Annotated in this window: 27 protein-coding genes and 3 pseudogenes; 24 read left to right on the top strand and 6 right to left on the bottom strand. The window is 43.9% G+C overall.

The features are described from left to right. Nucleotides 1-86: 86 nt before the first annotated feature. The 5 genes from V7L29_RS25995 to V7L29_RS25975 all read left to right on the top strand — a co-directional run bounded on the left by V7L29_RS25995 (nt 87) and on the right by V7L29_RS25975 (nt 4,635). Nucleotides 87-1,067: a zinc-dependent alcohol dehydrogenase gene (locus V7L29_RS25995; RefSeq protein ID WP_334737248.1), complete on the top strand. Its 981-nt coding sequence runs from the start codon at nt 87-89 to the stop codon at nt 1,065-1,067. Between the two features lie 147 nt (nt 1,068-1,214). Next, a complete protein-coding gene (locus tag V7L29_RS25990) occupies nt 1,215-2,087 on the top strand; it encodes a hypothetical protein (protein ID WP_334737247.1) in 873 nt (290 codons plus the stop codon). Between the two features lie 238 nt (nt 2,088-2,325). Further along, on the top strand, nt 2,326-2,703 hold the full coding sequence (locus V7L29_RS25985) for a 6-pyruvoyl trahydropterin synthase family protein (protein WP_334694151.1): 378 nt from the start codon (nt 2,326-2,328) through the stop codon (nt 2,701-2,703). 31 nt (nt 2,704-2,734) lie between these two features. Continuing rightward, nucleotides 2,735-3,760, top strand: a complete 1,026-nt coding sequence (locus V7L29_RS25980; protein WP_334737246.1) for a glycosyltransferase family 4 protein — start codon at nt 2,735-2,737, stop codon at nt 3,758-3,760. After that, nucleotides 3,760-4,635, top strand: a complete 876-nt coding sequence (locus V7L29_RS25975; protein ID WP_334737245.1) for a hypothetical protein — start codon at nt 3,760-3,762, stop codon at nt 4,633-4,635. The genes V7L29_RS25980 and V7L29_RS25975 overlap by 1 nt, the downstream gene beginning before the upstream one ends. Before the next feature lie 123 nt (nt 4,636-4,758). On the opposite strand, the gene V7L29_RS25970 is transcribed toward V7L29_RS25975, so the two are convergent. Further along, a complete protein-coding gene (locus tag V7L29_RS25970) occupies nt 4,759-5,058 on the bottom strand; it encodes a hypothetical protein (RefSeq protein ID WP_334737244.1) in 300 nt (99 codons plus the stop codon). Here V7L29_RS25970 and V7L29_RS35650 point away from each other — a divergent pair. Continuing rightward, a complete protein-coding gene (locus tag V7L29_RS35650) occupies nt 4,961-5,173 on the top strand; it encodes an NAD-binding protein (protein WP_442944264.1) in 213 nt (70 codons plus the stop codon). The genes V7L29_RS25970 and V7L29_RS35650 overlap by 98 nt on opposite strands. On the opposite strand, the gene V7L29_RS25965 is transcribed toward V7L29_RS35650, so the two are convergent. Then, the gene (locus V7L29_RS25965) at nt 5,071-5,304 is read right to left on the bottom strand and encodes a hypothetical protein (RefSeq protein WP_334737243.1); all 234 of its coding nucleotides are present in this window, start codon (nt 5,302-5,304) and stop codon (nt 5,071-5,073) included. The genes V7L29_RS35650 and V7L29_RS25965 overlap by 103 nt on opposite strands. A 459-nt stretch (nt 5,305-5,763) precedes the next feature. Here V7L29_RS25965 and V7L29_RS25960 point away from each other — a divergent pair, with 459 nt between their 5' ends. From V7L29_RS25960 to V7L29_RS35645, 7 genes and pseudogenes are all read left to right on the top strand, one after another. After that, nucleotides 5,764-6,372: an RNA-guided endonuclease InsQ/TnpB family protein gene (locus V7L29_RS25960; RefSeq protein WP_334737242.1), complete on the top strand. Its 609-nt coding sequence runs from the start codon at nt 5,764-5,766 to the stop codon at nt 6,370-6,372. Between the two features lie 9 nt (nt 6,373-6,381). After that, complete coding sequence (locus V7L29_RS25955; RefSeq protein ID WP_334737241.1) at nt 6,382-6,609, top strand: transposase; 228 nt, start codon at nt 6,382-6,384, stop codon at nt 6,607-6,609. Between the two features lie 15 nt (nt 6,610-6,624). Then, nucleotides 6,625-6,846: pseudogene (locus V7L29_RS25950) on the top strand (zinc ribbon domain-containing protein); the annotation flags it as partial. Nucleotides 6,847-7,007: 161 nt separating this feature from the next. Continuing rightward, complete coding sequence (locus tag V7L29_RS25945) at nt 7,008-8,285, top strand: efflux RND transporter periplasmic adaptor subunit (protein WP_334737240.1); 1,278 nt, start codon at nt 7,008-7,010, stop codon at nt 8,283-8,285. Between the two features lie 43 nt (nt 8,286-8,328). Continuing rightward, nucleotides 8,329-11,601: an efflux RND transporter permease subunit gene (locus V7L29_RS25940; protein WP_334737239.1), complete on the top strand. Its 3,273-nt coding sequence runs from the start codon at nt 8,329-8,331 to the stop codon at nt 11,599-11,601. 166 nt (nt 11,602-11,767) lie between these two features. Then, nucleotides 11,768-12,358, top strand: coding sequence for a GUN4 domain-containing protein (locus tag V7L29_RS25935; protein ID WP_334694160.1), 591 nt, complete (start codon nt 11,768-11,770; stop codon nt 12,356-12,358). A gap of 353 nt (nt 12,359-12,711) precedes the next feature. Continuing rightward, nucleotides 12,712-12,843 (top strand): annotated as a pseudogene (locus V7L29_RS35645) (helix-turn-helix domain-containing protein); the annotation flags it as partial. Nucleotides 12,844-13,296: 453 nt separating this feature from the next. Here V7L29_RS35645 and V7L29_RS25930 read toward each other — a convergent pair. Next, the gene (locus V7L29_RS25930) at nt 13,297-13,536 is read right to left on the bottom strand and encodes a hypothetical protein (protein ID WP_334694161.1); all 240 of its coding nucleotides are present in this window, start codon (nt 13,534-13,536) and stop codon (nt 13,297-13,299) included. 227 nt (nt 13,537-13,763) lie between these two features. On the opposite strand from V7L29_RS25930, the gene V7L29_RS25925 reads away from it, so the two are divergent. From V7L29_RS25925 to V7L29_RS25915, 3 genes are all read left to right on the top strand, one after another. Continuing rightward, entirely contained in the window at nt 13,764-14,126 is a 363-nt protein-coding gene (locus V7L29_RS25925; RefSeq protein ID WP_334694162.1) for a hypothetical protein, read from the top strand. A gap of 237 nt (nt 14,127-14,363) precedes the next feature. Continuing rightward, a complete protein-coding gene (locus tag V7L29_RS25920) occupies nt 14,364-14,960 on the top strand; it encodes an aromatic-ring-hydroxylating dioxygenase subunit beta (RefSeq protein ID WP_334737238.1) in 597 nt (198 codons plus the stop codon). Nucleotides 14,961-14,977: 17 nt separating this feature from the next. Next, complete coding sequence (locus tag V7L29_RS25915) at nt 14,978-15,139, top strand: hypothetical protein (protein WP_334737237.1); 162 nt, start codon at nt 14,978-14,980, stop codon at nt 15,137-15,139. A 12-nt stretch (nt 15,140-15,151) separates the two neighbouring features. On the opposite strand, the gene V7L29_RS25910 is transcribed toward V7L29_RS25915, so the two are convergent. After that, nucleotides 15,152-15,742 (bottom strand): RNA-guided endonuclease InsQ/TnpB family protein, encoded by a 591-nt coding sequence (locus V7L29_RS25910; protein ID WP_334737236.1) that lies wholly within the window; start codon nt 15,740-15,742, stop codon nt 15,152-15,154. Then, nucleotides 15,735-16,247 carry a helix-turn-helix domain-containing protein gene (locus tag V7L29_RS25905; RefSeq protein WP_334737235.1) on the bottom strand — a complete coding sequence of 171 codons (513 nt, stop codon included), beginning with the start codon at nt 16,245-16,247 and terminating at the stop codon, nt 15,735-15,737. Before V7L29_RS25905 ends, V7L29_RS25910 begins: the two co-directional genes overlap by 8 nt. Here V7L29_RS25905 and tnpA point away from each other — a divergent pair. The 6 genes and pseudogenes from tnpA (at nt 16,227) to V7L29_RS25880 (ending at nt 22,136) form a co-directional block, all read left to right on the top strand. Then, entirely contained in the window at nt 16,227-16,634 is a 408-nt protein-coding gene (gene tnpA, locus V7L29_RS25900; protein WP_334737234.1) for an IS200/IS605 family transposase, read from the top strand. The genes V7L29_RS25905 and tnpA overlap by 21 nt on opposite strands. A 230-nt stretch (nt 16,635-16,864) precedes the next feature. Continuing rightward, on the top strand, nt 16,865-18,202 hold the full coding sequence (locus V7L29_RS25895; RefSeq protein ID WP_334737233.1) for an aromatic ring-hydroxylating oxygenase subunit alpha: 1,338 nt from the start codon (nt 16,865-16,867) through the stop codon (nt 18,200-18,202). A gap of 9 nt (nt 18,203-18,211) precedes the next feature. Further along, a complete protein-coding gene (locus tag V7L29_RS25890; protein ID WP_334737232.1) occupies nt 18,212-19,702 on the top strand; it encodes a glutamine synthetase family protein in 1,491 nt (496 codons plus the stop codon). Nucleotides 19,703-19,764: 62 nt separating this feature from the next. Continuing rightward, a pseudogene (locus V7L29_RS35640) lies at nt 19,765-19,902 on the top strand (IS982 family transposase); the annotation flags it as partial. Between the two features lie 22 nt (nt 19,903-19,924). Further along, nucleotides 19,925-20,125, top strand: a complete 201-nt coding sequence (locus tag V7L29_RS25885) for a DUF4135 domain-containing protein (RefSeq protein WP_334694169.1) — start codon at nt 19,925-19,927, stop codon at nt 20,123-20,125. A gap of 157 nt (nt 20,126-20,282) precedes the next feature. Beyond that, the gene (locus tag V7L29_RS25880) at nt 20,283-22,136 is read left to right on the top strand and encodes a two-partner secretion domain-containing protein (protein ID WP_334737231.1); all 1,854 of its coding nucleotides are present in this window, start codon (nt 20,283-20,285) and stop codon (nt 22,134-22,136) included. 100 nt (nt 22,137-22,236) lie between these two features. Here V7L29_RS25880 and V7L29_RS25875 read toward each other — a convergent pair whose 3' ends face one another. After that, a complete protein-coding gene (locus V7L29_RS25875; RefSeq protein ID WP_334737230.1) occupies nt 22,237-22,386 on the bottom strand; it encodes a hypothetical protein in 150 nt (49 codons plus the stop codon). A 70-nt stretch (nt 22,387-22,456) separates the two neighbouring features. On the opposite strand from V7L29_RS25875, the gene V7L29_RS25870 reads away from it, so the two are divergent. Then, nucleotides 22,457-23,851, top strand: a complete 1,395-nt coding sequence (locus V7L29_RS25870) for an S-layer family protein (protein ID WP_334737229.1) — start codon at nt 22,457-22,459, stop codon at nt 23,849-23,851. Between the two features lie 59 nt (nt 23,852-23,910). Beyond that, the gene (locus V7L29_RS25865; protein WP_334737228.1) at nt 23,911-26,502 is read left to right on the top strand and encodes a CHAT domain-containing protein; all 2,592 of its coding nucleotides are present in this window, start codon (nt 23,911-23,913) and stop codon (nt 26,500-26,502) included. Nucleotides 26,503-26,661: the final 159 nt, after the last annotated feature.

Raw genomic sequence — 26,661 nt, 5'->3', positions numbered from 1 at the left:
AAGGCTGATCAGGAGGTGAGGAGAGAGATTAACCGTTTTTGCTCTCGTTTAAAACTACGCAATTAAAATGTACAACAGCTTTAAAGATGTCTACAAATTCTCGAGCTTATGCCTACTGGTTAGTCTCTCCTAGCCTTGGTGAAATTAGAGAAACCTCAGTCACGCCGTCCCTTAAAGATCCTCTGTTTTTGGACACGCTCTACAGTGGCATTAGTCCGGGTACAGAGCGGCTGGTAGGTTTAGCAAAAGTCCCCCAAGAGTGCTGGGAAACGATGCGCTGTTGGTATATGGAAGGCAGTTTTGCCTTGCCTTTAAAGTACGGTTATAGTCTTGTCGGTCAAGCTGATGAAGGTTGCAATCAGGGAAAACGATTTTTTGTCATGCATCCTCACCAATCGAGAGTCGTCGTCGAGAATTCTGATGCTTTAGAGTTGCCAGATTGGCTACCTAGCAAACGGGCGACTTTAATTCCGAACACGGAAACAGCCTTGAATGCGGTCTGGGATGCCGAAGTTAGTCAGGGCGATCGCATCCTAATTGTTGGTGCAGGCATTATCGGTATTCTCATTAGCTTTGTTCTCAGCAAAGAGTATGGTATTGGGGCAGACTTTTTAGAACAAGATAAGCAGCGAATTCAATACTTACAACAACTACCCTGGTTGCAAAATTCCCGTTTAACAACCGACTATAAAGAAGGTCATTACAATATCGTTTTCCATACCAGTGCTTCTTCTTCTGGACTTCAAAGTGCGATTAATGCTTTGGCTTTTGAAGGTCGCTGTATCGAACTGAGTTGGTACGGAACACAATCGGTTTCCTTGCAATTGGGTGGTTCTTTTCATTACCAGCGCAAACAAATTATCGCTTCTCAAGTTTCTGCGATCGCCAAACCGATGCGAAAGCTGATTGACTATCACCAGCGCAAAGAACGAGTTTTGAGCTTGCTTGCAGATGCAGCCGTAGATATTCTTCTTGAACCTGTAATTTCTTTTAGAGACTTGCCTGAATTTATGTCACTGTTATATCAGCGTCAAGTTCATCCAGTTTCGCCGTTAATTGAGTATTAAAAATCATGTTTTCTGTCGCTGTAAAAGACCATATCATGATTGCTCATAGCTTCTAAAGGGAAATTTTTGGCCCCGCTCAAAAGCTATGTGGAAAAAGCAGTGTATTTCTAAGATTTTACCGATTTCATTAGAACTGACTTCCCATTCATGAAAACAAAACAACCAACTCAAGGCGTAGTATATTTTGCTGTAGACGCATGGCCATATTTAGAATCTGCTGTCATCAGTGCTTTTGCTCTTCGTCAGGTATCGCCTCAGCTACCAATCATCATATTTTCAAATATAAAACGTACAGAGCTTCAAGAGCAGTTATCAGAATTTAATATTGCCCTCAAACCAATTGTGATTCCTGAAAAAGAGAGGCTGAACAATGTAATGGTTTCAAGAGTCATTAAAACCAGCTTGCATACTTTTACAGTGTTTGATGAAACTTTATACTTAGATGCTGATATTTTACCGATAAAACCAATTGATGAAATCTGGAGCTTTTTCAATCATGGAAATATTGCTCTGGTACCTGACCCAGTCCCTAAAATGGTTGATTGCGTTGATTGCTCCGAGTATATTTCTTCTGAAGAAAGAGACTACACGTTAAAAACTTGTGCTGCTGATTTGATTCAATTTAATAGTGGTCTGATACTTTGGAAAAATACACCCGATGCTCAAACTCTATTTGAGACTTGGCAAAAAGAATGGAGGAGATTTAAGCAGCAGGATCAATTAGCTTTGTCCCGAGCAATTCAGGAAACGAAAAATCAAATTGTACATCTACCATATGCTTATAATTATCCGGTTTCTTGGCTCACCAAGATATTCCCGATAGAGCAGATGGAGCAAATGGAGCAGATAGTTCCTGACTTGACTGAACTGAATGATATTAAAATGATTCATTGCTATAATTCATTCACATTAGAGGAGCAGGTTTTTAATAAAGCTGCTAGAAAATTAATGCCTGATGCAACCGAAAAAGCCGTAAGATGTTTACAATCTTCAAGTGAACGTGAGTTTGACATGTATTGACCGTAAGCATTCAGCTGTCAGCTTATCCTGCTGTCAACTGTCCTAACTGCCACATGATTCTGGAATGCAAAGACCGCAACGCACCCACCAAGTTTTGCAGTTTGCGTCGAAAAGATTACAGGAGTATAAACAGCACTGAGGATAATTGAAAACGTAGGTCAAGGGGTGGAAGTTTATTTGTGTCATTATATCACCGTAAAGTTCATCCAGTTTCGCCGTTAATTAAGTATTAAAAATCATGTTTTCTGTTGCAGTAAAAGACCACATCATGATTGCCCACAGCTTCCAAGGGGAAATTTTTGGCCCTGCTCAAAAGCTGCACGGAGCAACCTATATAATCACAGCTGAATTCAAAGTCGCTCAGTTGGATAAAGATGGCTTAGTGATTGATATCGGTCAGGCGATCGCAATTCTCAAAGAAGTTCTAGAACCGTTAAATTACCAAAATCTAGATACTCTTGAACAATTTAAGGGAATAAATACAACGACAGAATACATGGGTTATTATATCCACCAACAAATTAGCAAACAGGTCAGTTCTTTTTTCAAAGGCGTTCTTAAAGTCACCCTGGAGGAAAGTCATATCGCTTGGGGAAGCTATGAAGCTCAGGTATGAAGCGAGCACGATCTATTTTATTCAGCCTCAATTGAGTCATGTATCAGGAGGCTCGATTTACAATTTAGAAATTATCAAACGCCTAGAGCAGGAAGCCAGAGGCAAAGGATTTTTTTACGCCTTAAATAGTCCTGTTACCGAGCTGATTGAGCGTTTCAATGCCTTGCCTGCGAACTACGCCTTTGTGCTTGATGGACTCTATTTGACAATTCCTGAATTCAAAGCTTCTGTTGCGAAATTTAGTCTTTATTTCCAGCGGATTTACCTGATGCTTCACTATCTTGAGTCGAGGAATATCTACTACTCAAATCAGCAAAAGGAAGCCCTCTGGATTGGCGAAAAACTATGGCTAAAAGCTGTAAATGGGATTATTGTTCCCAGCTTGCAAATGCGAGATTACCTCTCAATTAAAGGCATAGAAAAAGATAAGATTACAGTAGCATTTCCAGGGATGGAAAAGGTTCAAAAGTCCCGTTTGTCTGATCCCAAGAAACTTTCTGAAAAAGAGCCGATAAATCTGATTACTGTAGGAACATTTTCTCAAGGCAAAGGACAACTCGATTTAGTACAAATGTTAGCCCAGATGCAGGCGAAAAATTTTCGGCTGCATTTGATTGGTGACTGCAAACAAAACGCCAGTTACACGGAGGAGATTCTAGCGATAATAAAGCGATCGCAAATGGAATATTGTATCATTTTACATGGCTACCTTCCGCAACAGGCTATATTTGACTTATTCCCCCAATGCGCTCTTTATCTCTCCCCATCTACCTATGAGAGTTACTCTATGGCTACCGCTGAAGCAGTTGTTCACGGGCTACCCGTATTAGCTTATGCAACGGGAGCAATTGTTGACTGGATTGAGGATGGTGGCAATGGCATACTAATTGAGCCAGGTAAGCAGGAGCAGTTTTTCAAAGCACTCACAAGGCTGCTTACAGTGCGTAATGAACTGACTCAATTACGGACAAATGCTTTGGCTCACATCTCTAACCTATCTTTTAACTCTTGGGATAAAACTTATCAGGATTTCTTACAAGCATTTAACAAGGACTAATGAATAAAAACCAAAAATTAGCTCAATGGCTAGAACTTCGTATTTTTTATGATGCTAAAGCGCGTAATTTAAATGTGGAGACAAGCTGCCAACAATATCTGCAAAGGTACAAGAATCTCAAAATTCTTGATTTGGGAGCGGGTACAGGAGCTAACTGCCGCTATTACTTTAATAAAATTTCCCAGGAGCAGGAGTGGTTTTTAGTCGAACAAAATCAGGAACTTTTGGAAATCGCCTTTGATAGACTAATCCTCTGGGCGCAGGAAAATGGATATGAGTCACAATTGCAAAACTCAGGATTAGTCTTGAAAAATCAAGTCCATAAAATTACCATCCACAGAATTGTCGGCTCTATTTTGGATTTGGAGAATCTGCTCGACTTAAATACTTTCGACTTAGCTGTCGCCAATGCAGTGTTCGATTTATTTAGCGAAAAGCAGTTTCAGACACTACTCGAATGTTTAAAAAAGTACCAATTGCCGATGCTAGCTACTATTAACTATACTGGCATGAATTTTATTCCTCCTTCCGACAACGATTCGTACTTTATTAAATACTACCATCAGCATATGCAGCGCCATCAATACTTCGGCAGAGGGATGGGGCCTGAATGCGGTTCCTTTATGTGGGAAGCAATGAAGGGTATTGGCATGAAGGTATTACAAGGAGAAAGTCCGTGGGAAATCAGTAACAGCGATTCTGTCTTTCTTGAGTTCATTTTAGGATTTATGGAACAATCGATTCCAGAAATTATTCAAGAAGCAACTTTACAACATGAGTTAAACACTTGGTTGCTTGAAAAACAACAGATGATTTCTCAAAATAAACTTAGTTGTAACGTCGCGCATCAAGATTTTTGGGGTTACTGGGAATAGACATATCCTTAATATAAACAAAGTGAAATAATAAAAAGCTGAATAAAAATGTTGAGAGAAGATGCTATCTAAGAGTTCTCTTTTACAAGTTTGGGGCGCAACTTACACTACCCTACCAGGCTGTTAAACTGGCGTTCGAGAATGGCATTGCCGTGCTGCATCTGGATAGCGGTGAGCAGGTTGCAGCGAAATGTGTTTTGATTGCCACGGGAGTTGAATACCACAAGCTGAACATCGAGGGACGCGATCGCTTTGACGATGCAGGCGTCTACTATGCAGCAACCACAACCGAAGCGCAAATGTGCAGTGGTTCGCAGGTGGTGTTGTGGTTGGTGACGCGAATTCTGCCGGACAGGCGGCTGTCTTTCTGGCTGAACACGTAGAGCAAGTCTGGCTGCTGATACGGGGCGATGACCTGTCCAAGAGTATGTCCCGCTATCTAATTCGTCGCATCGAGCAGATGGACAATATTGAATTACTGTGTAACACCGAAATTAGCCAGTTCCAGGGGGATGACTCCTCCGTTCCATCGAGGTGAGCAACCACAAAACGGGTGAGAGGCGATCGCTCGATGTCAATGCCGTTTTCACCTTTATTGGAGCGGTTCCGAGAACCGACTGGCTGCCCCAAGCGATCAAAACCGACGACAAAGGATTCATTTCCACCCACGGCGGCGGTACGATTCCCTATCTCGCACACTTGAAGTTGAGCCGAAGGTGCGTGAGCAGGAAGTCGTCTTTTTAATCAACGCTCACAAATATGAGGGTGTCAGCACAGTTTCTGGCAAAGTGCTGGGTAAAAGCATCACCGGACACGCTGTCGTCGAACTCGTTGGCGACTGGAAATAGCGGCTTTGGAGCCATCTTTTAGTCAAAATATGTAACGAAATATAAATTCAGTAGATACCTCACAAATACCTTATTTCACCGTTTTTACAAAACTAAACATATGTCGGTTTTATCGTGCCTACCTACTTATTTCCGTGACAAAATCTGACATTGATCGACAAACTGTACCAAAAAACCGTCCACCTATTTTAAGAAAATTTACATCAACCTCCTAGACTTACTTTGACAAGTTATGTGATGACGTGAAACATTACTGCTAATTCCGAGTAAATTGGTGTTAATGACTTCCATCAAAACCAAGCTAAAATTGACATCATCACAAAAAATTATGATGTCAAAATACGCTGGCATATCCAGATTTACATACAACTGGGGACTGGCAACATGGACAGCATTGTATCAGTCAGGATATCAACCAAATCACTTGATTTTGAAAAAGTTCTTTAATAATGAAGTCAAACCATTTTTGACTTGGATTAAAGAAAAAGGTATTTGTCAAAAAATCACAGAATTTGCTTTTGATAATTTAGGGAAAGCCTTTAAAAACTTTTTTGATAACCGAGCAGATTATCCCAAGTTTAAAATTAAAGGCAGAAATGATAGTTGGACAATTAATGCAGGTGGTAAACGCATTAATTGTCCAACCATTGGCTGGGTTTCAACTTCTGAATCTTTACCACACACAACAACCAAAAAGCTGACTATCTCTCAATCAGCGAGAGATTGGTACATTTTTTTCTCTTATGAAATAGAACCAGAAATCACTCATAAAAAACATGATTATGTCGGGGTTGATTTAGGGATAAAAGTTTTAGCAACATTATCAACAGGAGGGCTTTTTGTCAATCCAAAAGCTTTCAAAAAAGCGAGTCAAACCTTACCTAAATGACAGCGTCAAATGGCAAGGAAAGTTAAAGGTAGTAATCGTTATAAAAAACGAAAACTGAGAATATCCAAACGGCATCGACGGATTACTAATATACGTAAAGATGCCAACCAGAAAGCAACTACATTAATTATGTGCAAAAACCACGCAGTAATTGCTTTAGAAGATTTGAAGACTTCTGGGATGTTGAAAAATCATCGGTTAGCTGGTGCTGTCAGTGATGCTAATTTTTATGAATGAAAGCGACAAGTAGAATATAAAGTCATTAGATATGGTGGAACTGTCATATTTGTTGATAGATTTTACTTATCTAGTAAAACTTGTTCAAATTGTGGAGCCATTCAAGAAATTAGTCTATCTGAGCGCGTTTATGTCTGTCAGAGATGTCAGCATACTACTGACCGAGATTTAAATGCATCTAAAATTCTCGAAAAATATGCACGGTTGGCTAAACCGTGTCTAAATGTTAAGGGATAACCGCTCCCATGCTCCCGTTGAAACGTCAAGTAATATCTAGCATTGTCTAGATTTTATGTAGCAGGGAGCTCCAAACATGCTGCTTTGCAGCGTGGTCTGTCTCAGTGGTTCGATGCGAATACGTTGATTTTGGAGTTCTGTTGCCTGTGTTGATCAAGCCTATGCCAGCTAAATTCATCAGAATCAGTCATCCTTTGCTGAGTGCAGCACTCTTCACTGCCCTCCTGCTGAGTAGTTGTGGAAAAAAAGATCCGGCAGCAACAGCTAAAGGTCCGCCACCAGCGGCAGTTAAACTGCAAGAAGTTGCCACGGCAACGCTCAAAGAAAGCTCTGAGTTTGTCGGAACGCTAGAAGCTGACGAGAGAGTCACCCTACAGCCTCAGATACAAGGTCGCATTGACAGAATCTTGGTTACTAATGGCGATCGCGTCAAGCAGGGAACTCTGATTGCCGCCCTCAGTCTCGATCAAACGCAAGCCGATGTTGCCAGTGCTAAATCGAGGACAAATTCAGTGCGCTCAACTGTGGTAACGGCTCAAGCTCAACTGCAAGCCTCCGAAGCCGATCGGGTCAGCGCTCAGTCTGATGTCAAGCTTCAGCAAATCCAGTTTAACCGAACAAAGGGACTGGTCAGCGAGGGGGCACAGGCGCGAGAGCAACTGGATATTGCCCAGAATAATCTGGAAACGGCTCAAGCCAAACTGGATGCGGCTAAAAAGAAGGTCAACGCCGATCGAGCGTCTATTGCTCAAGCCCAAGCAAACGTGCAACAATCTCAAGCTGAGACAGCGGCCACCAGCGTGAATTTAAATTATAAAAAGGTGCTGGCTCCGATCAGTGGCATTGTGGGCGACTTTCAGGTCAAAGTTGGCGACTATCTGAATACTGGTCAAACCATTACCACCATCACTAGCAATAACGCTTTCGATATGCGAATCTCGGTGCCGTCCAACTACGCTGCCCAACTGCGTCCCAGATTGACCGTGAACCTAGTCGATCCTAAAACGAACAAACCTCTAGGTACGGGAAGCATTTATTATATCTCCCCTCAAGTCGATACAAGCGCACAAGGCATCTTGACTAAGGCTCGGTTTCCCAATCAGAGTGGCAGACTGCGAGATGGACAGTATGTTCGAGCCAGATTATTCTGGGCAACCAAGCCAGGGATATTGATTCCCACGGCTGCCGTTTCTCAAGTGGGCGCACAAGATTTTGTGTTTGTGGCCCAAAGCGAATCCAAAGATGGAAAAACCGTTCAGGTGGCACGGCAACGCCCCGTGAAACTCGGTGTGATTCAAGATCAAAGCTATCAAGTCATTTCAGGCATCAAGTCAGGAGAGCAGTTAATTGTATCAGGGATTCAAAGTCTGGTTGACGGTGCGCCAATTCAATCAGATAATGCCAATACGTCCAGTCGTGCTATGTCCACAAGCCCGTAACTAAAACCGCTTATCGTTGAGTTTGCCGTATCTCTTCATCACTATGAGCATTGCCAGCAACTTTATTAAGCGACCTGTTTTGACCACCGTTTGCACAATTCTAATTGTGCTGATCGGCGGCATTTGTCTGCCGCTGTTATCACTTGACAAGCTGCCGGAACTGGCGCTGAAACAAGTTTCTGTCACCGCTAATTATTTGGGTACTGATGCCAAGACAGCAGAAGAGAACGTCACGACGGTCTTGGAACGACAAATTAACGGCACAGAGCAGGTTGTTTATATGTCGTCCCAAACAACCAACAATGGACAAACCAGCATTAATATTTCATTTCCAGTTGAGATCGATCGCAACACAGCTCAGGTACTGGTTCAGAATAACGTGGCGGTGGCTGAAGCTGCCCTGCCGACCGTAGTCAACCAGACAGGGGTAACAACCCAGAAACAATCTCCCACGATTACGCTTGCCTATTCCATTGCCTCCAAGAAAGATGAACAGGGGAAGTATTTCTACGACAGCGTCTTTTTGAGCAACTATGTCGATAAGTTCATTCTGGATGAGGTGAAACGGATTCAGGGCGTGGGAAATGCCGTGATTATTGGGGAACGAAAATATGCGATGCGGATCTGGCTCAATCCAGATGATTTAGCTGCCAGAGGGGTGACAGCCCAAGATGTGATCAAAGCCATCTCTGAGCAAAATATTCAGGTGGGGGCTGGACGCATTGGGCAGCAGCCCACGCCAGAGTCACAGCAATATGAAATGGCGTTGCGGGCGGTAGGGCGGTTTTCTACGCCGCAGGAAGCTGAAGATATTGTCGTGCAGGTTGGTAAAGATGGCACGATCACGCGCATCCGCGATGTGGGGCGAGCCGAAGTGGGTGCAGAGGACTACAGCACGGCTTCTCTGTTTAACAATGATCCGGCTGTAACGTTATTGGTTTACCAGCTCCCTGGAACGAATGCTTGGAATACCGCAGAGTTAGTCAGAAGCCGGATAACCGAGTTAGAGAAAAAGTTTCCCCCCGGTATCAAAGCGACGCTCTCACTCGATAATACAGAGTTCATTGCGGCAGCGCTGAATGAAGCGGTTAAAACCTTAATCGAAGCCATTTTGCTAGTATTTTTAGTCATTTTCATCTTCCTGCAAAACTGGCGGACTACCATCATTCCTGCCCTTGCCATTCCCGTGTCTTTGATTGGCGCGATGGCCTGCGCCTTTGTCTTTGGGTTTACCCTCAACCAATTGACCTTGTTCGGTGTGATTCTCGCCACAGGGCTGGTTGTGGATGACGGGATTATCGTGGTGGAAGCCATTGCCGAAAAGCTCTCCCAGGGAATGCGACCGATGCAAGCCGCTCTCGATGGAATGGAAGAACTCACGTCTGCTGTCATTGCCACTTCGCTGGTGTTGATGGCGGTGTTTATTCCGGTTTCGTTCTTCCCAGGGACAACGGGCATTGTTTACAAACAATTTGCGCTGATTATTGCTTTTTCGATCGCCATTTCCACCTTTAACGCCATCAGCTTTTCACCTAGTATGGGCGCAATCCTCATGCGTCCTCCTCGCCAATCACATGGGCCGCTCGCCATTTTGTTTCGCTGGTTTAACCGATTTTTCGACTGGATGAAAGGCGGCTATGTGCGATCAGTGGAATTTCTCGTGCGCGTGCGATGGGGGGTGATGGTCGTCTTTATTGCTGCATTGGTTGCTACGGGCTGGATTTACATCACAACCCCCCAAGGATTCATTCCCGAAGAAGATCAAGGATACTTTTTTATCATCGGAGAAGGTCCGCCCAGTGTTTCTCTGAATTACACGGATGCGCTCGTGCAGCGAGTGGAGAAAATGATTCTGAAACATCCAGATATTGAGGGTATCACGGGTTTAGCAGGGTTTGGATTTGAAGGAAACGCTAGCAATAAGGCGTTGTTTTTTGTGAAGCTCAAACCCTGGGGAGAGCGGGCAGGCGCAGAGCATTCAGTCTTCGGCATCTTGAAGAAAGTGAACCAGGAGCTATTTACGATCGCTGAGGCTCGATTAGTTGCTGCCAACGCACCGCCAGTCGATGGATTGAGCAGCACTGGTGGCTTGGAGCTTTTTATTCAGAATCGAGCCGCCCTACCGATGGAAGCCCTGGTGGCTAGCGCTCAACAATTCATGGGGGCGGCTCGACAGCGCCCAGAAGTGGCAGGTGTGTTTACCCAATTCACAACCGCCGCCCCAATTATGCAAGTGTCGATTGATCGCAACCAAGCTAAAGCCCAAAACATTAATATTGATGACATTTTCGGAACCATGCAGACGTATCTGGGTGGAAATTATGTCAACCAGTATGTGTTGGGAGGACGACTTTACCGAGTCTATGCTCAAGCCGAAGGAAGCTTCCGCTCCAACCCAGGAGATATTAGTCGGCTGTATGTGCGATCGCAAAATGGCAATCTTGTGCAAATGAGTACGTTAGTCCGCACTGAACAGATATCTTATCCGCCGATCGTCACGCACTACAATGTTTATCCGGCGATCAAGATTAATGTTGCCCCTGCACCGGGCTATAGTACTGGACAGGCGATCGCGGCGATGGAGGAGGTTGCTAAACAAGCATTGCAGCCTGGATTTGAGTACGAGTGGACGGGAACGGCGTTTCAAGAAAAATCCTCCGGGGGTGCAGCACCGATTATCTTCGGTTTAGCCTTTGTCATCGTGTTCCTGGTGTTAGCCGCGCAATACGAAAGCTATATTGATCCCCTGATCATTTTGATGACGGTGCCGCTAGCGATTTTGGGTGCGCTCGGTGCGATTGTTTTTCGGGCTAGTGTCTTTCAAGCAGGTGGTGTATGGCCAGTAATTAATAACAATATTTACGCCCAGGTGGCGCTGGTCATGCTGATTGGTCTTGCCAGTAAGAACGCGATTCTGATTGTAGAATTCGCCAATCAATCTCGTGAACTCGGCATGAACATCACACAAGCTGCCATTCGGGCGGCTGAAGAGCGGTTACGCCCCATTTTGATGACGGCACTGGCAGGGATACTGGGGTTCTATCCCCTGGTGGTTGCCTCAGGAGCAGGAGCAATGAGCCGCTGGGCACTCGGTACAGCGCTTTTAGGCGGTTACACCTTCTCAACGATCTTGAGTTTGTTTTTAGTCCCCGTTCTCTACGTCATCATCAAGAATCTAGAAGACCGATTCTTGCGTCCCGGTAGACCGAGTAAACCCGGTGCAAGTGCAGATAAATCACCGACTGAATCGACTCAGAATCAAGAAGAGGTAGCAACTACAACGTTCAACCATCAAGCGTCTTTGCAGAGCGAATAAGACAGAATTAAACTTCAGGAGGACAAGTGGATGTTCAGGAAATTATTCGGGGATTGGGAGTTGGATGATTGGGTAGACCATCTTATCTTTATTCCAGCCGTTATAGTCCTCGTTTATTCTTTATTCTTTCATGGTGGCGGTCATTGATAAATAAGAGGATCAAACAATGTCTACAAATCCAGACCAGAAGGATGCTCCATTCGGCGATCGCCCAACCCAACTCGAAACGAAAACTCAACCCTTGTCGCTTTCAGAACGAGTTGAGAAAATTGAAGCAACCTTACTTTTGGTTGCAGATGTTTATCGATTTCAGCGGTTAAGTGAGTTACTGGCAGCAGGCAAATGGCGAGAAGCTGATTTAGAAACAATTCAAGTGATTTTGGAAATTACCGGGCACACTGAGCTAGAATCCATTACTCCCAATGATGTCAGGCAGTTCTCGTGTAACCAACTGCGCGTTATTGACAAACTGTGGACAACCTACAGCCAGGAGCGCTTTGGGTTTAGCGCTCAGGTTCAACTGTATCAAAGTGTCGGCGGGAGTCTCAATACGACGATCGCTCAGGACAATTCTGTGATTGAACGTTTTGGCGATCAAGTCGGCTGGCGAGTCAATGGTCAGTGGCAAAAATGTGACGAACTGGACTATACCCTGAATGCACCAAAAGGCTGTCATCCCTCCCGCTGGTGGAATTCCCCTTTCGGCTCAAAAATGACGAACTACTTCTTCGCTCGTCTGATCACCTGTGCTATATGAAAAAACTTTCGCCCTACAGCCCTTCTCTACGAGACGCTCTGCGAACGGGCATCCTATGGCAGGCGTTGCCGTTGGCGTATCCCTACTCAAAAGCCAGCTACGCAAAGTTTGTTGCAGACAACCCTCTCGTTCGCGGAGCGTCTTTGACAGGAGAACAGAAGGCTACCGCAGAGCCGCAGAGAACACACAGAAATAAAAGTTTGGGAGAGTTTTTGCGTAAGTCCTATCTTAAGTGGAGCGTAAATAGTATATTACCACTACAGTTTTAAAAAATCATGTTGATGCTAGACGTATTGAAGGTAAGAATTTATCCAAGCAAAGACCAGGAAGCATCCTTAGCTTAAAACTTTGGATGCGCTCGTTTTGTTTGGAATTTTTACCTGAATAAAACTAATAATCAATATGAGAAAACGGGTTCGGGTATGACTTATTGCCAGATGGCTAAAGACCTTACTCAGTTAAAGAAACTGCCTGATTATGAATGATTGCAAGAACCCACTGCTGTTCTTCAGCAATCACTTCAGAATTTGGAATCTGCATTTAAGAACTTTTTTGCTAAACGATGCTCAATTCCTAAATTCCAAAGTAGGCACTCTAAGCAATAATCCGTTCTCCTGAAAGTTGTTCAATCAAAAATGGTGGGTTAAAACTACCTAAGCTTGACATTGTTAAAGACTAGTCTTTCAAAGAGTGTTGATGGTAGGATTAAATCCGTAACTGTTTCTAAAACAAGTACAGGCAAATATTTTGCCGCAATATTATTTGAAACTAAAGATTTAACAAACGGTAGGACATACCGAATTTCAAGCTTGTAGAGAAGCAGTAAGACTCGTTGGTACTTCTACCAAAAAGCGTGTTTCTGATAAACAAGAATCTCCCGTTAACCGCTAGCACGGTGTAACGGGGGAGTGTCAATAAGCTCTGCCATTTGAGCAGTCCTAGCTTTCTTCTTGATCGCGTTGTGCTTTTAACTCTCGAACACAGGCCTGTCCAACGCCGGCGACAAAGCCTAATCCTGCTCCAATCAGCGCATAGTTTCGATATAAGTTGTGGTACGATTTACCTTCATACCTCAGGTGATTGAAGTCGCGTTGACCCAGTTGAGCGGCTCCTAAGCCAATCACTGAACCGATCAGTCCCGTTATAACTCCAGAGAAGAAAATCAGTCGAATGTTCATAATTTTCCCCTTAGTTGAAACTTTGTCTTACTATACACAAAAACGATTCAAGATGTTTATATTCAAGCACAATTTATTGCTTCTGTTAATACTTATTCCTGCCGTATTGATAACAGTAGACAAGGCAATGGGAGCGGTAGGAATGATCGCGTTTGTATTGGTTTATTTATCGAAAGGCATCAGGCACCATTAGTTCAACTCATTGATGCGTTAGACGATCGGACTCGATGAATTCTCAACTCCAGCAATTTCTATTCAATGGCGATCAATTCATCAAAGCGACCCTTTTTAAAGTTGAAGATGCGTCAATCTCCCTGCTGTGGCTACTAAAACTGGCGCTGGCATTCTTGATCATTACTATCCTCTCGACTCTGCTGAAGCGTTTACTCAAGCAGCGATTGCTGTTGAAATTGGGGATGAGTCAGGGGCATCGGGAAACGATCTCAACCCTCCTGAGCTACGGTGCGGGTAGCTTGAGATTCGTGATTGCCCTACAAGCCAATGGGTTGAACCTGGCACCTCTGGCAGTCGCAGTGGGTGGTCTGGGATTGGGGTTGGCTTTGGTCTGCAAGAGATTACCAAGAACCTGATCAGTGGCTGGACGCTGTTGCTTGAAGGCAAACTCTAAGTGGATGACTATAGATAACAATAGTTTTATTTAACACAAGCCCCTCCGATTTTTTCCTCTGGAGGGGATTTTATTGCTTTACTGGCCCATGCGTAGTTTACCGCCGTAGGCATCGCCTGAATACATAACTAGCAACTTGGGTTAGTAGTGTTTGAGACGGTAAACTAAAATAATATCTAGGTATTAAAAGAAGTAAATTGTGTCAGTTAACAAAGAAGATAACACCAAAAGTTCACGAGATTCCTATTACGTGGATGAAAGATTTTATAGTGAATTAATTAAAACATTTCCAGAGTGGGAGAATGGAGGAAAACCAGTTAATCAATCAATTGAGTTAGAGTGCAAAGCGTTACTGTTTCTAGAAGCACGGTTATTGGATGATGGAAAATTTGATGATTGGTTGAGGTTATTTACTAGCAAATGCCTTTATTGGATTCCCAGCACTTCAGGTGGTGGAGACCCAAGAAAAGAAGTATCCATCGCTTTCGATGACCACAGACGCTTGGAAGATAAGGTATATTGGTTGCAGTGTGGTTTTGCTTATGCTCAAACACCGCGATCGCGTACTAGCCGAATAATTAGTAACATTGAAATATTTTCGTGTGCAAAGGAAGAAGAAGTCAAAATTCGTTCCAACTTTCTCATCCATGAATTTCGCCAAGGGCGGACGCAAACCTTTGCTGGTTGGTATGGACACAGGTTGCACCAGCAGCATGGCAAATGGAAAATAGCTCTCAAGCAGGTAAATTTAATTGATGCGGATCAAGGTCATGAAAACCTCAGTTTCTTGCTTTGATGAGACTTGTCCTAAAAATGGCAAAACACCAATGGCATTCCACCTCTGCTGCAAGAGTTTTAGGGGAGGCTGCACTCAATAAATCCCAGGCGGGTCGTGGAAGTGACGGCTGTGTGACCAGAGATCGCCTTTTGGCGGCTATTCATCAAGTTATAGAAAGTGACAACTCTCACCGCTAATTGCAAGCACTCTCAGCGGGAGCATCTCAAATTCACATAAGAGACTTGCTGCTTCACGAGCTGACTATTGTCTAAGCCTCCACAGCCAGAAATCGGTAGTCCAACCGACCCACACTTTAACAAATTCAATGCGCTGTTCCAATCTCGGTCAATGACTAATCCACAAGAACAACTATGAACACGGACTGCCAAGGTTTTCTCAACCCTTTCATTGCAACTTGAACAATTAATACTCGTGCCTCTAGGGTCAACTCCAAGTGTCAGCTTGCCGCGTTTTACCGCTACTGCTTGCATAATTTGAAGGAACGCACCCCACGCAACATCTAGTATTGACTTAGCCAATCGTGTTCTGGCCAATCCTTTAATGTTCAGGTTCTCAAAAATAATTAAGTCGTATGAGTTAACCAACCAGTGAGCAACTTGATAATGAAACTCTTTTCTTTGCCTTGCAACGTGCAAGTGAAGCCTAGCTACCGAGTTCGCCTGCTTCTGGTAACTCTTAGACCCTTTGACCTTACGAGCAAGTTGGCGTTGCTGACGGGCTAATATAGATTGTGCCTTACGGTAATACTGTGGCACTGCAACACTTTGTCCATCAGCCAATCTTGGATAATTTGAGAGTGCTGCCTGTCAGGTGTGCGCCTGCTTTGGGTGAGTTAACACGCAAGAAGGTAAATGAACTTATATCGCCACGCTTTTTAAATCGTGGTTTACCTCCTCTGTTGCCAAACTTATCAGGCAGTAACCATCGTTTCCACGCTTTGTCCAACCTCATCAGGTTTTGTTGCTGGCAGTCGGCGTAGATGTTTTTGTAGCCAGGAAATAGCTCTTTAGTTAACTTGAGGTCGCTTGCTTGTGTGTAGTAATCAACTTTGTTCGGGATCTCACCAATTGGCTCAGAAACTAAACTGCATCGGTCAATCTGTGACCTTGTACGTCTTAACCAGTCCAATCTTTCCCCTGGCGCATAGTTCCAGTGACGACGCAGCAACTCCCCCCAAGTTTCAAGAATGATAACTTGTTCAAGAGTGGGGTTGAGTTTGAACTGGTAAGTGAGTAACATATAGTCATAATACCACTTGGTGGCATGACTTACAATATAGGACACAGAGTAGTTTATAGCCTTAATATTCATTTAGTGTTTGTAACAAAATACCGAAGAAAGGTTATCAATCAAGCGATGCTAAAACGACTGCAAGAGATATTTGAAAACACATGTGCCAAGTGGAGGAGTAAAGTTACTGAGTACAACGCAGAACCAGACCATGTTCACTTGGTTATTAGTTATCCACCGGATGTGGAAGTGAGCAAGCTAGTGAATAACCTTAAAACAGTATCTAGTCGTTTGATTCGCAAGGAGTTTCATGAACACGTTAATCGGTTCTACAGCAAACCCGTCTTTTGGACAGGTGCATACTTTGTTGCTTCGTGTGGTGGCGTTACTCTTGAAGAACTTAAGTCTTATGTTGAGAAGCAAAATAGTCCGAGCAATTAAGAAAAATGCTGACGAAAGGGGGTATCGTTAGCGAAGCGGTAGCGAGGAACGAGCGTCACCCCACTCAGCCAGCCCTCCTATCCCCCGTCACCGCCAATCGGAGTACCGATGTGGCGGGAGTACCCCGGAGGTTTAGATGGGAAAAAATGTGTAATTGAGACAGGTATTAGCTTAAAGTTAGCAATATCACATCAAGTTATTCGTCAAATTTCTTTTGAGAAAAGCTAACCATGCTGCATGGAAACGGCGAAGTCAAGCAAGGCTATGATTGGGATTATCTAATTCAGTCAGAACGAGTCCACCGTTGTGTTTATACGGATGCGAGAATTTTCCAAGAGGAAATGATTCGGATTTTCGGGGGAACCTGGGTTTACCTTGCTCATGAAAGCGAAATACCCAACCCTAACGATTTTAAAACATCTAATCTAGGGCATCGTCCAATTATTATCCTGCGCGATCGCCAAGATAAAATTCGCGCTTTGTTCAACCGCTGTACCCATAGAGGCGCGACAGTTTGCCGTGAAACTCGCGGTTGTGCAAAAACTTTTACCTGTCCTTATCATGGCTGGACTTATAGCAACACGGGCAAACTCACAGGAGTTCCTTGGGCAAAGGGTTACGCTGCTGACTTCCATCGCCCAGAATTTAACCTGGGACAAATTCCTTGGGTAGAAAGCTATCGTGGTTTTATCTTTGGGACTTTGAATTGTGAAGCACCAGACTTAATCGCTTATCTCGGACGAGCCAAAGATTTATTGGATCAGTGGATTGACCGTTTTCCGAATGCTCAAATCACAGTGCAAAGTAGCGCACATAAAATGATTTATCAAGGTAACTGGAAGTTTACCTACGATAATGCCGCTGATGGTTATCATGTCGCGTTTTCACACCGTTCTCTGCTAGCTGTAGCAAATCGTTTAGAATCCGAAAAAGACATGCAATATTTTAGCCACAATCCTGATGAAGGACCGATGTATGTGCAGTACCTTGGTCATGGGCATATGTTCATCGATCAGCGCCCCAGTTACGAAAAACGAGATGGGGCTTTCTGGCAACAACAACGACCCCAGCCAGGGCGGGAAGCTTATGAAGCAAATATCCGAGAAAAGTGGGGTGATCAGGCTCCTCATTGGTTAGATTTGTCCATTGGTTCGCAGATGAATTTAAGTATTTTCCCTAACCTGCTAATTGTTGGCAATCAAATCGAAGTGATTGAACCGCTAGCTGTTGATCGCACTCAATTAACAATATATGCCACTACGATATCTGGAGTCCCAGATGAAGTTAATGTTCTGCGGATGAGAACTCAAGAAGATTTTCCCAGTTTTGGCATTCCTGACGATATGATCAATTTTGCCGAATGTCATCGGGGGCTAAGTATTCCCGAAATCGAGTGGGTGGCGATGAATCGCGGGTTTGGCATCAGCGATCGCCATCATCTAGATGAAGATGGTGTAATCACTGGGCCTGTAACCGATGAGTTAGCAATTCGCGGTTATTACCAAGAATGGAAACGCCTAATGAAGGCTGATTTCAAACTAACCGCACAACCAGTTGAACATGATTAGGCAATCCAAATGAAAAGACCTGGGTTTATTGAGCGTCATCACTTGTGGACAGAAATCCAAAAAGAAGCATCTTCAAAGATCAAGGCTGTTGTTAAAGAACAGGATCTATTGTTGATTCGTACCGCTTGGTCAGACCAGCATGGCATTGTTCGCAGTAAGTCGCTCTTACCCCAAGCCTTTTTCAGCGCCCTGGAAAACGGTATGCAAATCAGCACAGGGACATTCCTGTTTGATACTGGTGGTGCAATAGTATTTAACCCTTTCGTTCCCGGTGGTAGCTTAGACATGCCTCTGATGACAGGTGCGCCAAATCTTGTGGCTGTTCCTGACCCTGATACTTTCACAATTGTGCCTTGGGCAAAACGTACTGGCTTTATTCTCTGTGATGAGTACTTTCAAAATGGTCAGCCAATGCCCTTTTCCAGTCGCGGTATTTTGCGCCAATCATTGGTAGAGTTACATCAAAGAGGGTTGGAGCATATTGTCGGCTTAGAAGTTGAGTGGTATCTGGCAAAGTTGTCAGATCCAATGTTAGCGATCGCTGATGTTGGTACTTCTGGAAAACCCGGTGAACCTGCCAAAGTTAGCGCCGTAGAGCATAGCTTCCAATACCTTTTAGAATCCCACAATCCAGAGATTCACGATTTGCTGCGCCTTCTGGCAGAAAACTTAGTTGAAATGGGATTGCCTTTAAGGAGTGTAGAAAACGAAGGGGGTGCTGGTCAATTTGAATTTACCTTTGACCCGATTCCTGCATTGCAAGCTGCGGATACAATGATGATATTCCGAATGGCGACCAAGCAAATCTGCCGTCAACAAGGTTATATCGCATCATTTATGTGTCGTCCAGGACTGCAAGGTTGTTCTTCCAATGGCTGGCATTTGCACCAATCCCTTGTAGACCGAACCACAGATGAGAACGCTTTCATGTCTGCAAACTCCAAAACCCTCATCTCAGATTTAGGTAAACACTTCGTTGGTGGTCTTCTCAAACACGCCAATGCTGCTTCTGTGTTCACAACCCCGACAATTAACGGTTACAAAAGATTTAGGCCTTATTCTCTAGCCCCTGACCGTGCAGGGTGGGGATTAGAAAACCGAGGGGCAATGATTAGATTACAAGGCGGTTTTGATGACCCCACTACCCACATTGAAAACCGAGTTGGAGAACCAGCAGCCAATCCCTATCTCTACATGGCATCGCAATTGATTTCTGGGTTAGATGGTATAGATCATAAACTTGACCCTGGTTTCCCAACAGAGTCACCTTACACTACAGAAAATCCGACCTTACCCAAAAGTTTGCCAGAGGCGATTTCATATTTGAGCCAAAGCGAACTTTTTTCTCAAAAAATGGGGCAGCAGTTCATAAATTTCATCATTAAGATGAAACAGAGTGAAATTAATCGCTTTTTGCAGTCCGTCACTGATCAACCACCAGAAGAGTATTTAAAGCAGGTGACTAACTGGGAGCAAAAAGAATATTTTGAATTATTTTGAGTTTGGTTTAAAAGACTTCCAAAAAATAAAATCGCCAGTAAATCATAATTATAATTATTACTGAACGTCTGCTGATAAAGAAAGTTGACGGTATCTGCGTCCATGTTGCCGCTAAAATTACCAGTCATACTCTGCGTATTTTTCTGCGTCAGCGTTTTGGTATTGACGTGCTTACTTTTGAACAGCATCCTATGGCTTAATTCTCATAAGGCGTAATTACTATTGCAATATCAAAATGAGTTTTTATCAGAAGATGGGCCTTTAGCTTGCTTTGCCAAAGACGAAGTTCGCATTATTTTTCGATCTACCCACACTTATAGTTTGTTGCTGTCTGAAAGTTTTCATCCTGATTGCTTACGCAATGCCTTAGATTGCGATCGCATTGTCGTAACTACCTTTGGTTTATATAGCAATCCGAATTGAATCGTGAGAAAATACAGAGATTAAAAATACGTATTTATAAGCTTTTCAGCCTTTTGCTCTCTCACAATGATTTAAGATTGCTGTATTCTTTTCCATCTTAATTGTTGATAGACTGTATCACTCAAAGACTGTCTGTTTGTGGAGGTAAATTAACCAGATGATTACTAGCAGGAATCGGGGCTGGAAATTGATACTGGATTGCATAGGGATAGGTGGAGCGATCGCGATCGCTTCCTCTTTCCATTGTGCTTTAGCCCAAATTACCCCCGATAGCACTCTACCCAATAATTCTCGTGTTACAACACAAGACAACATCAGAACCATTGAAGGGGGAACCCAAGCTGGAAGCAACCTGTTCCACAGTTTTCAGGAGTTTTCCGTTCCAACTGGCAGCACTGCTTTCTTTAATAATGCTGTAAATATTCAAAATATTATCAGTCGGGTAACGGGTGGATCAGTTTCTAAAATTGATGGGTTAATTCGCGCTAATAATACGGCTAATCTGTTTCTAATTAATCCCAATGGAATTGTATTTGGTGCAAATGCCAGCTTAAATATTGGTGGTTCATTTGTGGCGAGTACAGCGAATGCACTGCAATTTGAAAATTTCGGATTTTTTAGCGCTACTGATAAAAATATCCCTTTACCGTTGTTGACTATTAATCCTTCAGCATTACTATTTAATCAGATTAATCAAAACGCGGTGATTCAAAATAACTCAGTTGCATTTGCAGGACAAGATCCAGCAGGCTTTGACGCATTTGGTTTACGAGTACCAGATGGTAAGAATTTACTGCTGGTGGGTGGTAATGTCAGCATGGATCGGGGACAATTAAATGCTAATGGTGGAAGAGTTGAATTAGGAGGGTTGGGCGAACCTGGTACTGTCTTGCTGGGTGTAGATGGCGATAATCTCAGCTTGATATTTCCTGAGAATGTGACGCGAACTGAGGTATCCCTTACCAATCAAGCTGCAATATATGTAGAAGGCGCTGGTGGCGGTAATATTGCAGTCAATGCCTCTAATCTAGAGATTTTAGAAGGAACTTTCCTAAGTGCTGGTATTGGGGAAGGTTTGGGGACACCTGAAACTGTTGCAGGAGATATTACACTTAATGCTACTGGGAAAATCAAAGTTGCTGGTGAGAGTAGTGTTCGCAATTTTGTGCGTTTGGGGTCACAAGGTAGTGGGGGTAATATTACTATCGATTCTGGTTCTTTCTCGTTACGCGATGGCGCTGAACTTGCAGCCTCAACCTTTGGACAAGGCAATGCAGGGAATGTGACAGTGTGGGCACGAGATGCTGTTTCCCTCGCAAATGCTAACATCTTCAGCACCGTGGAAGCTGGGGGCGTAGGTAAGGGAGGTAATATCGACATCAATGCTGCAACACTATCACTAATTGATAACGCTCAACTGCAAACTGTTACTGGTGGTGCATCTGATACCCAGCCAGCAGGACGAGGGGATGCGGGGAATGTCAATGTTGATGTTACTGGCGCTGTTGATATTGCTGGGGAGAAAAATGATTTACATAGTGGGATTTTAAGCAGTGTGGAAACGGGGACAGTTGGCAATGGAGGTAATATTACTATCGATTCTGGTTCTTTCTCATTACGCGATCGCGCTCTATTTTCTACCGAAACTTCGGGACAAGGTAATGCGGGGAATGTGACAGTGCGGGCACGAGATGCTGTTTCCCTCGCTGGTAATGCTGGCATCTTCAGTACGGTAGAATCAGGAGGTGTAGGTAAGGGAGGCAATATCGACATCAATGCTGCAAGACTATCACTAATTGATGGTGCTCAACTGCTAACTGTTACTCGTGGTGCATCTGATACCCAACCAGCAGGACGGGGGGATGCGGGGAATGTCAATATTAATGTTACTGGGTCAGTTGATATTGCTGGGAGGAAAAACGGTTTAAGTGGGATTGGCAGCAGTGTGCAAACTGGGACAGAAGGCAATGGGGGTAATATTACTATCGATTCTGGTTCTTTCTCGTTATGAGATGGTGCTCTACTTGAAGCCTCAACATTTGGACAAGGGAATGCGGGAAATGTGACAGTGCGGGCACGAGATGCTGTTTCCCTTGCATATGCTGACATCTTCAGGTAGAAGCTGGGGGTGTAGGTAAAGGTGGCAATATCGACATCAATGCTGCAACACTATCACTAATCGATGGCGCTAACCTGCTAACCATTACTCGTGAAGCATTTAATACCCAACCAGCAGGACGGGGAGATGCGGGGAATGTCAATGTTAATGTTACAGGTATTGTTGATATTGCTGGGGAGAAAAACGGTCTTTTTAGTACGATTGGCAGCAGTGTGCAAACTGGGACAGAAGGCAATGGGGGTAACATTACCATCGATTCTGGTTCCTTCTCGTTACGAGACGGCGCTTTTCTTACTGCTTCAACTTCGGGACTTGGGAATGCAGGGAATGTGACAGTAAGTGCAAAAAATGCTGTTGACCTTGCAGATGCTCACATCTTCAGTACGGTGGAAGCTGGAGGTGTAGGTAAGGGAGGTAATATCGACATCAATGCTGCAACACTATCACTAATTGATGGCGCTCAACTGCAAACTATTACTCGTGAAGCATTTAATACCCAACCAGCAGGACGGGGAGATGCGGGGAATGTCAATGTTAATGTTACAGGCATTGTTGATATTGCTGGGGAGAAAAATGGTCTTTTTAGTACGATTTTCAGTCGGGTGGAAACTGGGACAGTTGGCAATGGGGGTAATATTACTATCGATTCTGGTTCTTTCTCATTACGAGATGGCGCTCAACTTACTGCCTCAACTTTTGGACAAGGGAATGCAGGCACAATCAAAGTTAATGCTGCTGATTTTTTCAACATTTCTGGTAAGAGTTCTAACTTTAACCTTGGCTTGTTCGTTAACTCCCAAAGCCAGACGGGTACTGCTGGAGATATTCTCGTTACCTCACCTAGAGTTACCTTAGACAACGGTGGCAGACTCAACGCCCTATCTGCATCGGGTAACGGTGGCGACATCAACTTACAAACTGATTTACTGCTTCTACGTCGTGGCGCTCAAATTTCCACCACCGCAGGCACGGCACAAGCTGGTGGTAATGGTGGCAACATTAATATTGATGCCCCGTCGGGCTTCATTGTTGCTGTCCCAAGCGAAAATAGCGACATCACTGCTAATGCTTACACAGGCAACGGTGGAAGAGTAGATATTCAAGCCTTTGGTATCTATGGCATTCAAAAGAGCCAGTTCCCAACTTCTCTTTCGGATATCACCGCTAGTTCTGAGTTTGGTGTAAACGGCACTGTAGAACTTAACACGCCGGATATTGACCCTAACAGTGGCTTAGTTAACTTGCCAACCGTACCAGTTGATACCCAAGTAGCACAGACTTGTACCGCAGGTAACGCTGTAGCTAAGAGCAGTTTTACAATCACTGGACGCGGTGGCTTACCACCATTACCGGGTGATGCCCTCAACACTGATGCAGTGCAGGTAGATTTGGTGACTCTCAACCCAGAAGTAAGTAAACCTTCTACTACAGCAGTTTCCACAAATCCTACTAGCCCAATACCAACTCGCATAGTAGAAGCTACTGGTTGGGTAATTGCTGCTAATGGCGATGTCATTCTCACTAGCTCTGCACCCACACTCACGCCTCATTCTTCCTGGCAGAGTCCAGCCGATTGCCGTGCGTTTAATCAACACCAGGGAGGTTGATATAGCAACGCCACACTATCTATTTTTAGTAAAGATGTGGTGCGAGTCAGGGCAAAAACATGGCAAGAAAAAAATCTAGATTAGGGAAAATCAAACGCCTTTTAAGTGTACTGCTGCTTTTGGCTATGTTCTTAGGCGCTCTTTTCTTGCCGCCTACTTTCGCACATATGACTGCGGAAAACTCAATTGTTCAAAGCGATGCCCTTGCCCAAAACTTAGTTGAACAAGGAAGAAAACTTTATGAAGTCGAACGGTTTGCTGAGGCTGCTACAATATGGCAGCAAGCTATCTCTGCATTCAAAGCCAATGGAGATCAACTCAGGCAAGCGATGACATTGGGTAATCTATCATTAGCTAATCAGCAACTGGGACGCTGGAGTCAAGCAGAAGGTGCGATCGCTCAAAGTCTCAATCTCTTACAAACTGCCCAAAATCTAGACCCCAAAGACCGTTTTCAAATCTACGCTCAAGTTCTAGATATCCAAGGTCGCCTGCAACTAGCTCAAAGCAAAGCTGAAGATGCCCTCAACACTTGGCAACAGGCAGTTGACATTTATACCAAAATAGGTAATCAACAGGCAGTTCTTCAAAATCACATTAACCAAGCGCAAGCTTTACAAGCCTTAGGATTTTATCGTCAAGCCGAAAAGACGTTAGAAGAAAGTACTAAAATCCTGCAAACTCAACCCAACTCACCTGTTAAAGTTACAGGACTGCGTAGTCTCGGCAATGTTCTGCAAGTCACGGGTGATTTAGAACAATCCCGACAGAAATTACAGCAAAGTTTAGAAGTAGCTTCATCGTTGCCAGATAAGCAAGCAACAGGTGATATTCTGCTTAGTTTAGGCAATACAGTCCGCGCTTTAGGGCAAACTCAACAAGCTATAGATTATTATCAGAAAGCTGCCAGTGCTGCCTTCTCACCGATCACGCGCATCCAAGCTCAAGTCAATCAACTTAGGCTACTACTGAAAACTAAGCAATTCAAAGATTTTCCAGCGTTATTGTCTCAAATCCAAACTCAGCTTGCCGACTTACCCGCCAGTCGCACAGCAATATCTGCTCGGATCAATTTTGCCGAGAGTTTAACACAATTCAAAAAAGATACCACCGCAGACACTCCTTCATGGTTGGATATTGCTCAAATACTTTCAACTGCTGTCCAACAAGCGAAAAGCTTGCAAGATAGACGCACTGAATCTTATGCCCTTGGTGTTTTGGGAGAAGTGTACGAACAAACTCAGCAGAGGTCTGATGCACAAAACCTTACCCAGCAAGCCTTGCTGATGGCTCAAGCTATTGATGCTAAGGATATTGCTTATCGCTGGCAATGGCAACTGGGACGTTTGCTCAAAAACAAAGGAGATATAAAAGGAGCTACTTTAGCCTACACGGAAGCAGTTAACAACCTCCAAGCCTTACGTAACGACTTAGTTGCAGTTAATCCGGAGGTTAAATTTTCCTTTCGGGATGAAGTCGAACCTGTATATCGGGAACTAGTACAGTTGCTTTTGCAACCAGGGGAAAATTCCGAACCTAGTCAAAAAAATATCGAAAAAGCCAGCAATACAATCGAATTGCTCCAAGTAGCAGAACTTGACAACTTTTTTCGTAACACGTGTTTGAATGCTCAGATTTCAAGTAAAAAACAAGACCAAACAACGGCAGCAGTCATCTATCCATTTATTTTGCCAGACCGACTAGAGGTGATTTTGCAGTTACCGCAAAAACGCTGGCTGCACTACGCTACTGCTGTAGGTGAAGAGGAAGTGCGAAGTACTTTAAAGCAACTACAGGAAAATTTAACAAAGCCGCACACACGGCGACAGATTCAATCTTTATCTCAAAAGGTCTACAACTGGCTAATTAAACCTGCTGAAGCTGACTTAGCTGACAGCAAGGTTCCTACTTTGGTGTTTGTCCTTGATAGGTATTTGCGGAATATCCCGATGGCGGCTCTTTATGACGGCAAACAATATTTGATTGAGAAGTATGCCATTGCACTCACCCCTGGTTTGCAACTGATTGAACCCAAACCATTGCACAAAGAATTAAAGGCAATAGTCGCAGGATTGTCTGAACCAAGTTCTGGATTTTCTGCACTACCCAACGTCAAGCTTGAGTTAGAAGAAATCCGCTCTCAAGTACCTAGCAGCATACTTCTCAATCAAGAATTTACCAGATCAGCTTTGCAGAACCGAATTAATTCTCTATCTTTCCCAGTCGTTCATCTTGCAACTCATGGTCAGTTTAGCTCTAAAGCTGAGGAAACGTTTATTGTCGCTTGGAAAGACCGTATTTATGTCAAGCAGTTTAATCAATTAGTGCGAACTATAGAGCAAAACCGACCCGAAGCTATTGAATTGCTTATCTTGAGTGCTTGTCAAACAGCTGCTGGGGACGAACGGGCTGGACTGGGAATTGCTGGTGTTGCTTTCCAAGCAGGAGCGCGGAGTACGATCGCTTCTCTATGGAACTTGGATGATGAGTCTTCCACTGTGTTGATGAGTCACTTTTACCAAGAGTTAGCTAACAAAAAACTGACTAAAGCCGAAGCACTGCGTCGCGCCCAACTGGCTCTTTTACGAAATTCCAAGTACGAACGTCCCATGTATTGGGCCCCCTACGTTCTGCTAGGTAATTGGCTGTAATTATGATATTTAGTTCCAAGATTGCATCGACTGACAATGCGATTGTATCGACTGACAACGCGATTGTATCAACTGACAATGCCATTGTATCGGCTGATGAATTATGTTGTATAAATTTATGTAAATAAATTAGCAAGTTTTGCGTAAAACTAACGCGAT

Origin of the sequence: Nostoc sp., from assembly GCF_036916575.1 — a bacterium.
Classification (GTDB): Bacteria; Cyanobacteriota; Cyanobacteriia; order Cyanobacteriales; family Nostocaceae; genus Nostoc.
The sequence above is the reverse complement of the archived record's forward strand: the minus strand, read 5'-3'. Positions and strand labels throughout refer to the sequence as shown.

Coding starts and splice junctions, on each gene's coding strand:
- V7L29_RS25865 (WP_334737228.1), top strand. CDS start 23,911: ATGGCAAGAAAAAAATCTAGATTAGGGAAAATCAAACGCCTTTTAAGT.
- V7L29_RS25955 (WP_334737241.1), top strand. CDS start 6,382: ATGGCAAGGAAAGTTAAAGGTAGTAATCGTTATAAAAAACGAAAACTG.
- V7L29_RS25945 (WP_334737240.1), top strand. CDS start 7,008: ATGCCAGCTAAATTCATCAGAATCAGTCATCCTTTGCTGAGTGCAGCA.
- V7L29_RS25940 (WP_334737239.1), top strand. CDS start 8,329: ATGAGCATTGCCAGCAACTTTATTAAGCGACCTGTTTTGACCACCGTT.
- V7L29_RS25990 (WP_334737247.1), top strand. CDS start 1,215: ATGAAAACAAAACAACCAACTCAAGGCGTAGTATATTTTGCTGTAGAC.
- V7L29_RS25930 (WP_334694161.1), bottom strand. CDS start 13,536: ATGAACATTCGACTGATTTTCTTCTCTGGAGTTATAACGGGACTGATC.
- V7L29_RS25960 (WP_334737242.1), top strand. CDS start 5,764: ATGACTTCCATCAAAACCAAGCTAAAATTGACATCATCACAAAAAATT.
- V7L29_RS25995 (WP_334737248.1), top strand. CDS start 87: ATGTCTACAAATTCTCGAGCTTATGCCTACTGGTTAGTCTCTCCTAGC.
- V7L29_RS25975 (WP_334737245.1), top strand. CDS start 3,760: ATGAATAAAAACCAAAAATTAGCTCAATGGCTAGAACTTCGTATTTTT.
- V7L29_RS25935 (WP_334694160.1), top strand. CDS start 11,768: ATGTCTACAAATCCAGACCAGAAGGATGCTCCATTCGGCGATCGCCCA.
- V7L29_RS25895 (WP_334737233.1), top strand. CDS start 16,865: ATGCTGCATGGAAACGGCGAAGTCAAGCAAGGCTATGATTGGGATTAT.
- V7L29_RS25890 (WP_334737232.1), top strand. CDS start 18,212: ATGAAAAGACCTGGGTTTATTGAGCGTCATCACTTGTGGACAGAAATC.
- V7L29_RS25880 (WP_334737231.1), top strand. CDS start 20,283: ATGATTACTAGCAGGAATCGGGGCTGGAAATTGATACTGGATTGCATA.
- V7L29_RS25915 (WP_334737237.1), top strand. CDS start 14,978: ATGGCAAAACACCAATGGCATTCCACCTCTGCTGCAAGAGTTTTAGGG.
- tnpA (WP_334737234.1), top strand. CDS start 16,227: ATGACTTACAATATAGGACACAGAGTAGTTTATAGCCTTAATATTCAT.
- V7L29_RS25985 (WP_334694151.1), top strand. CDS start 2,326: ATGTTTTCTGTTGCAGTAAAAGACCACATCATGATTGCCCACAGCTTC.
- V7L29_RS25925 (WP_334694162.1), top strand. CDS start 13,764: ATGAATTCTCAACTCCAGCAATTTCTATTCAATGGCGATCAATTCATC.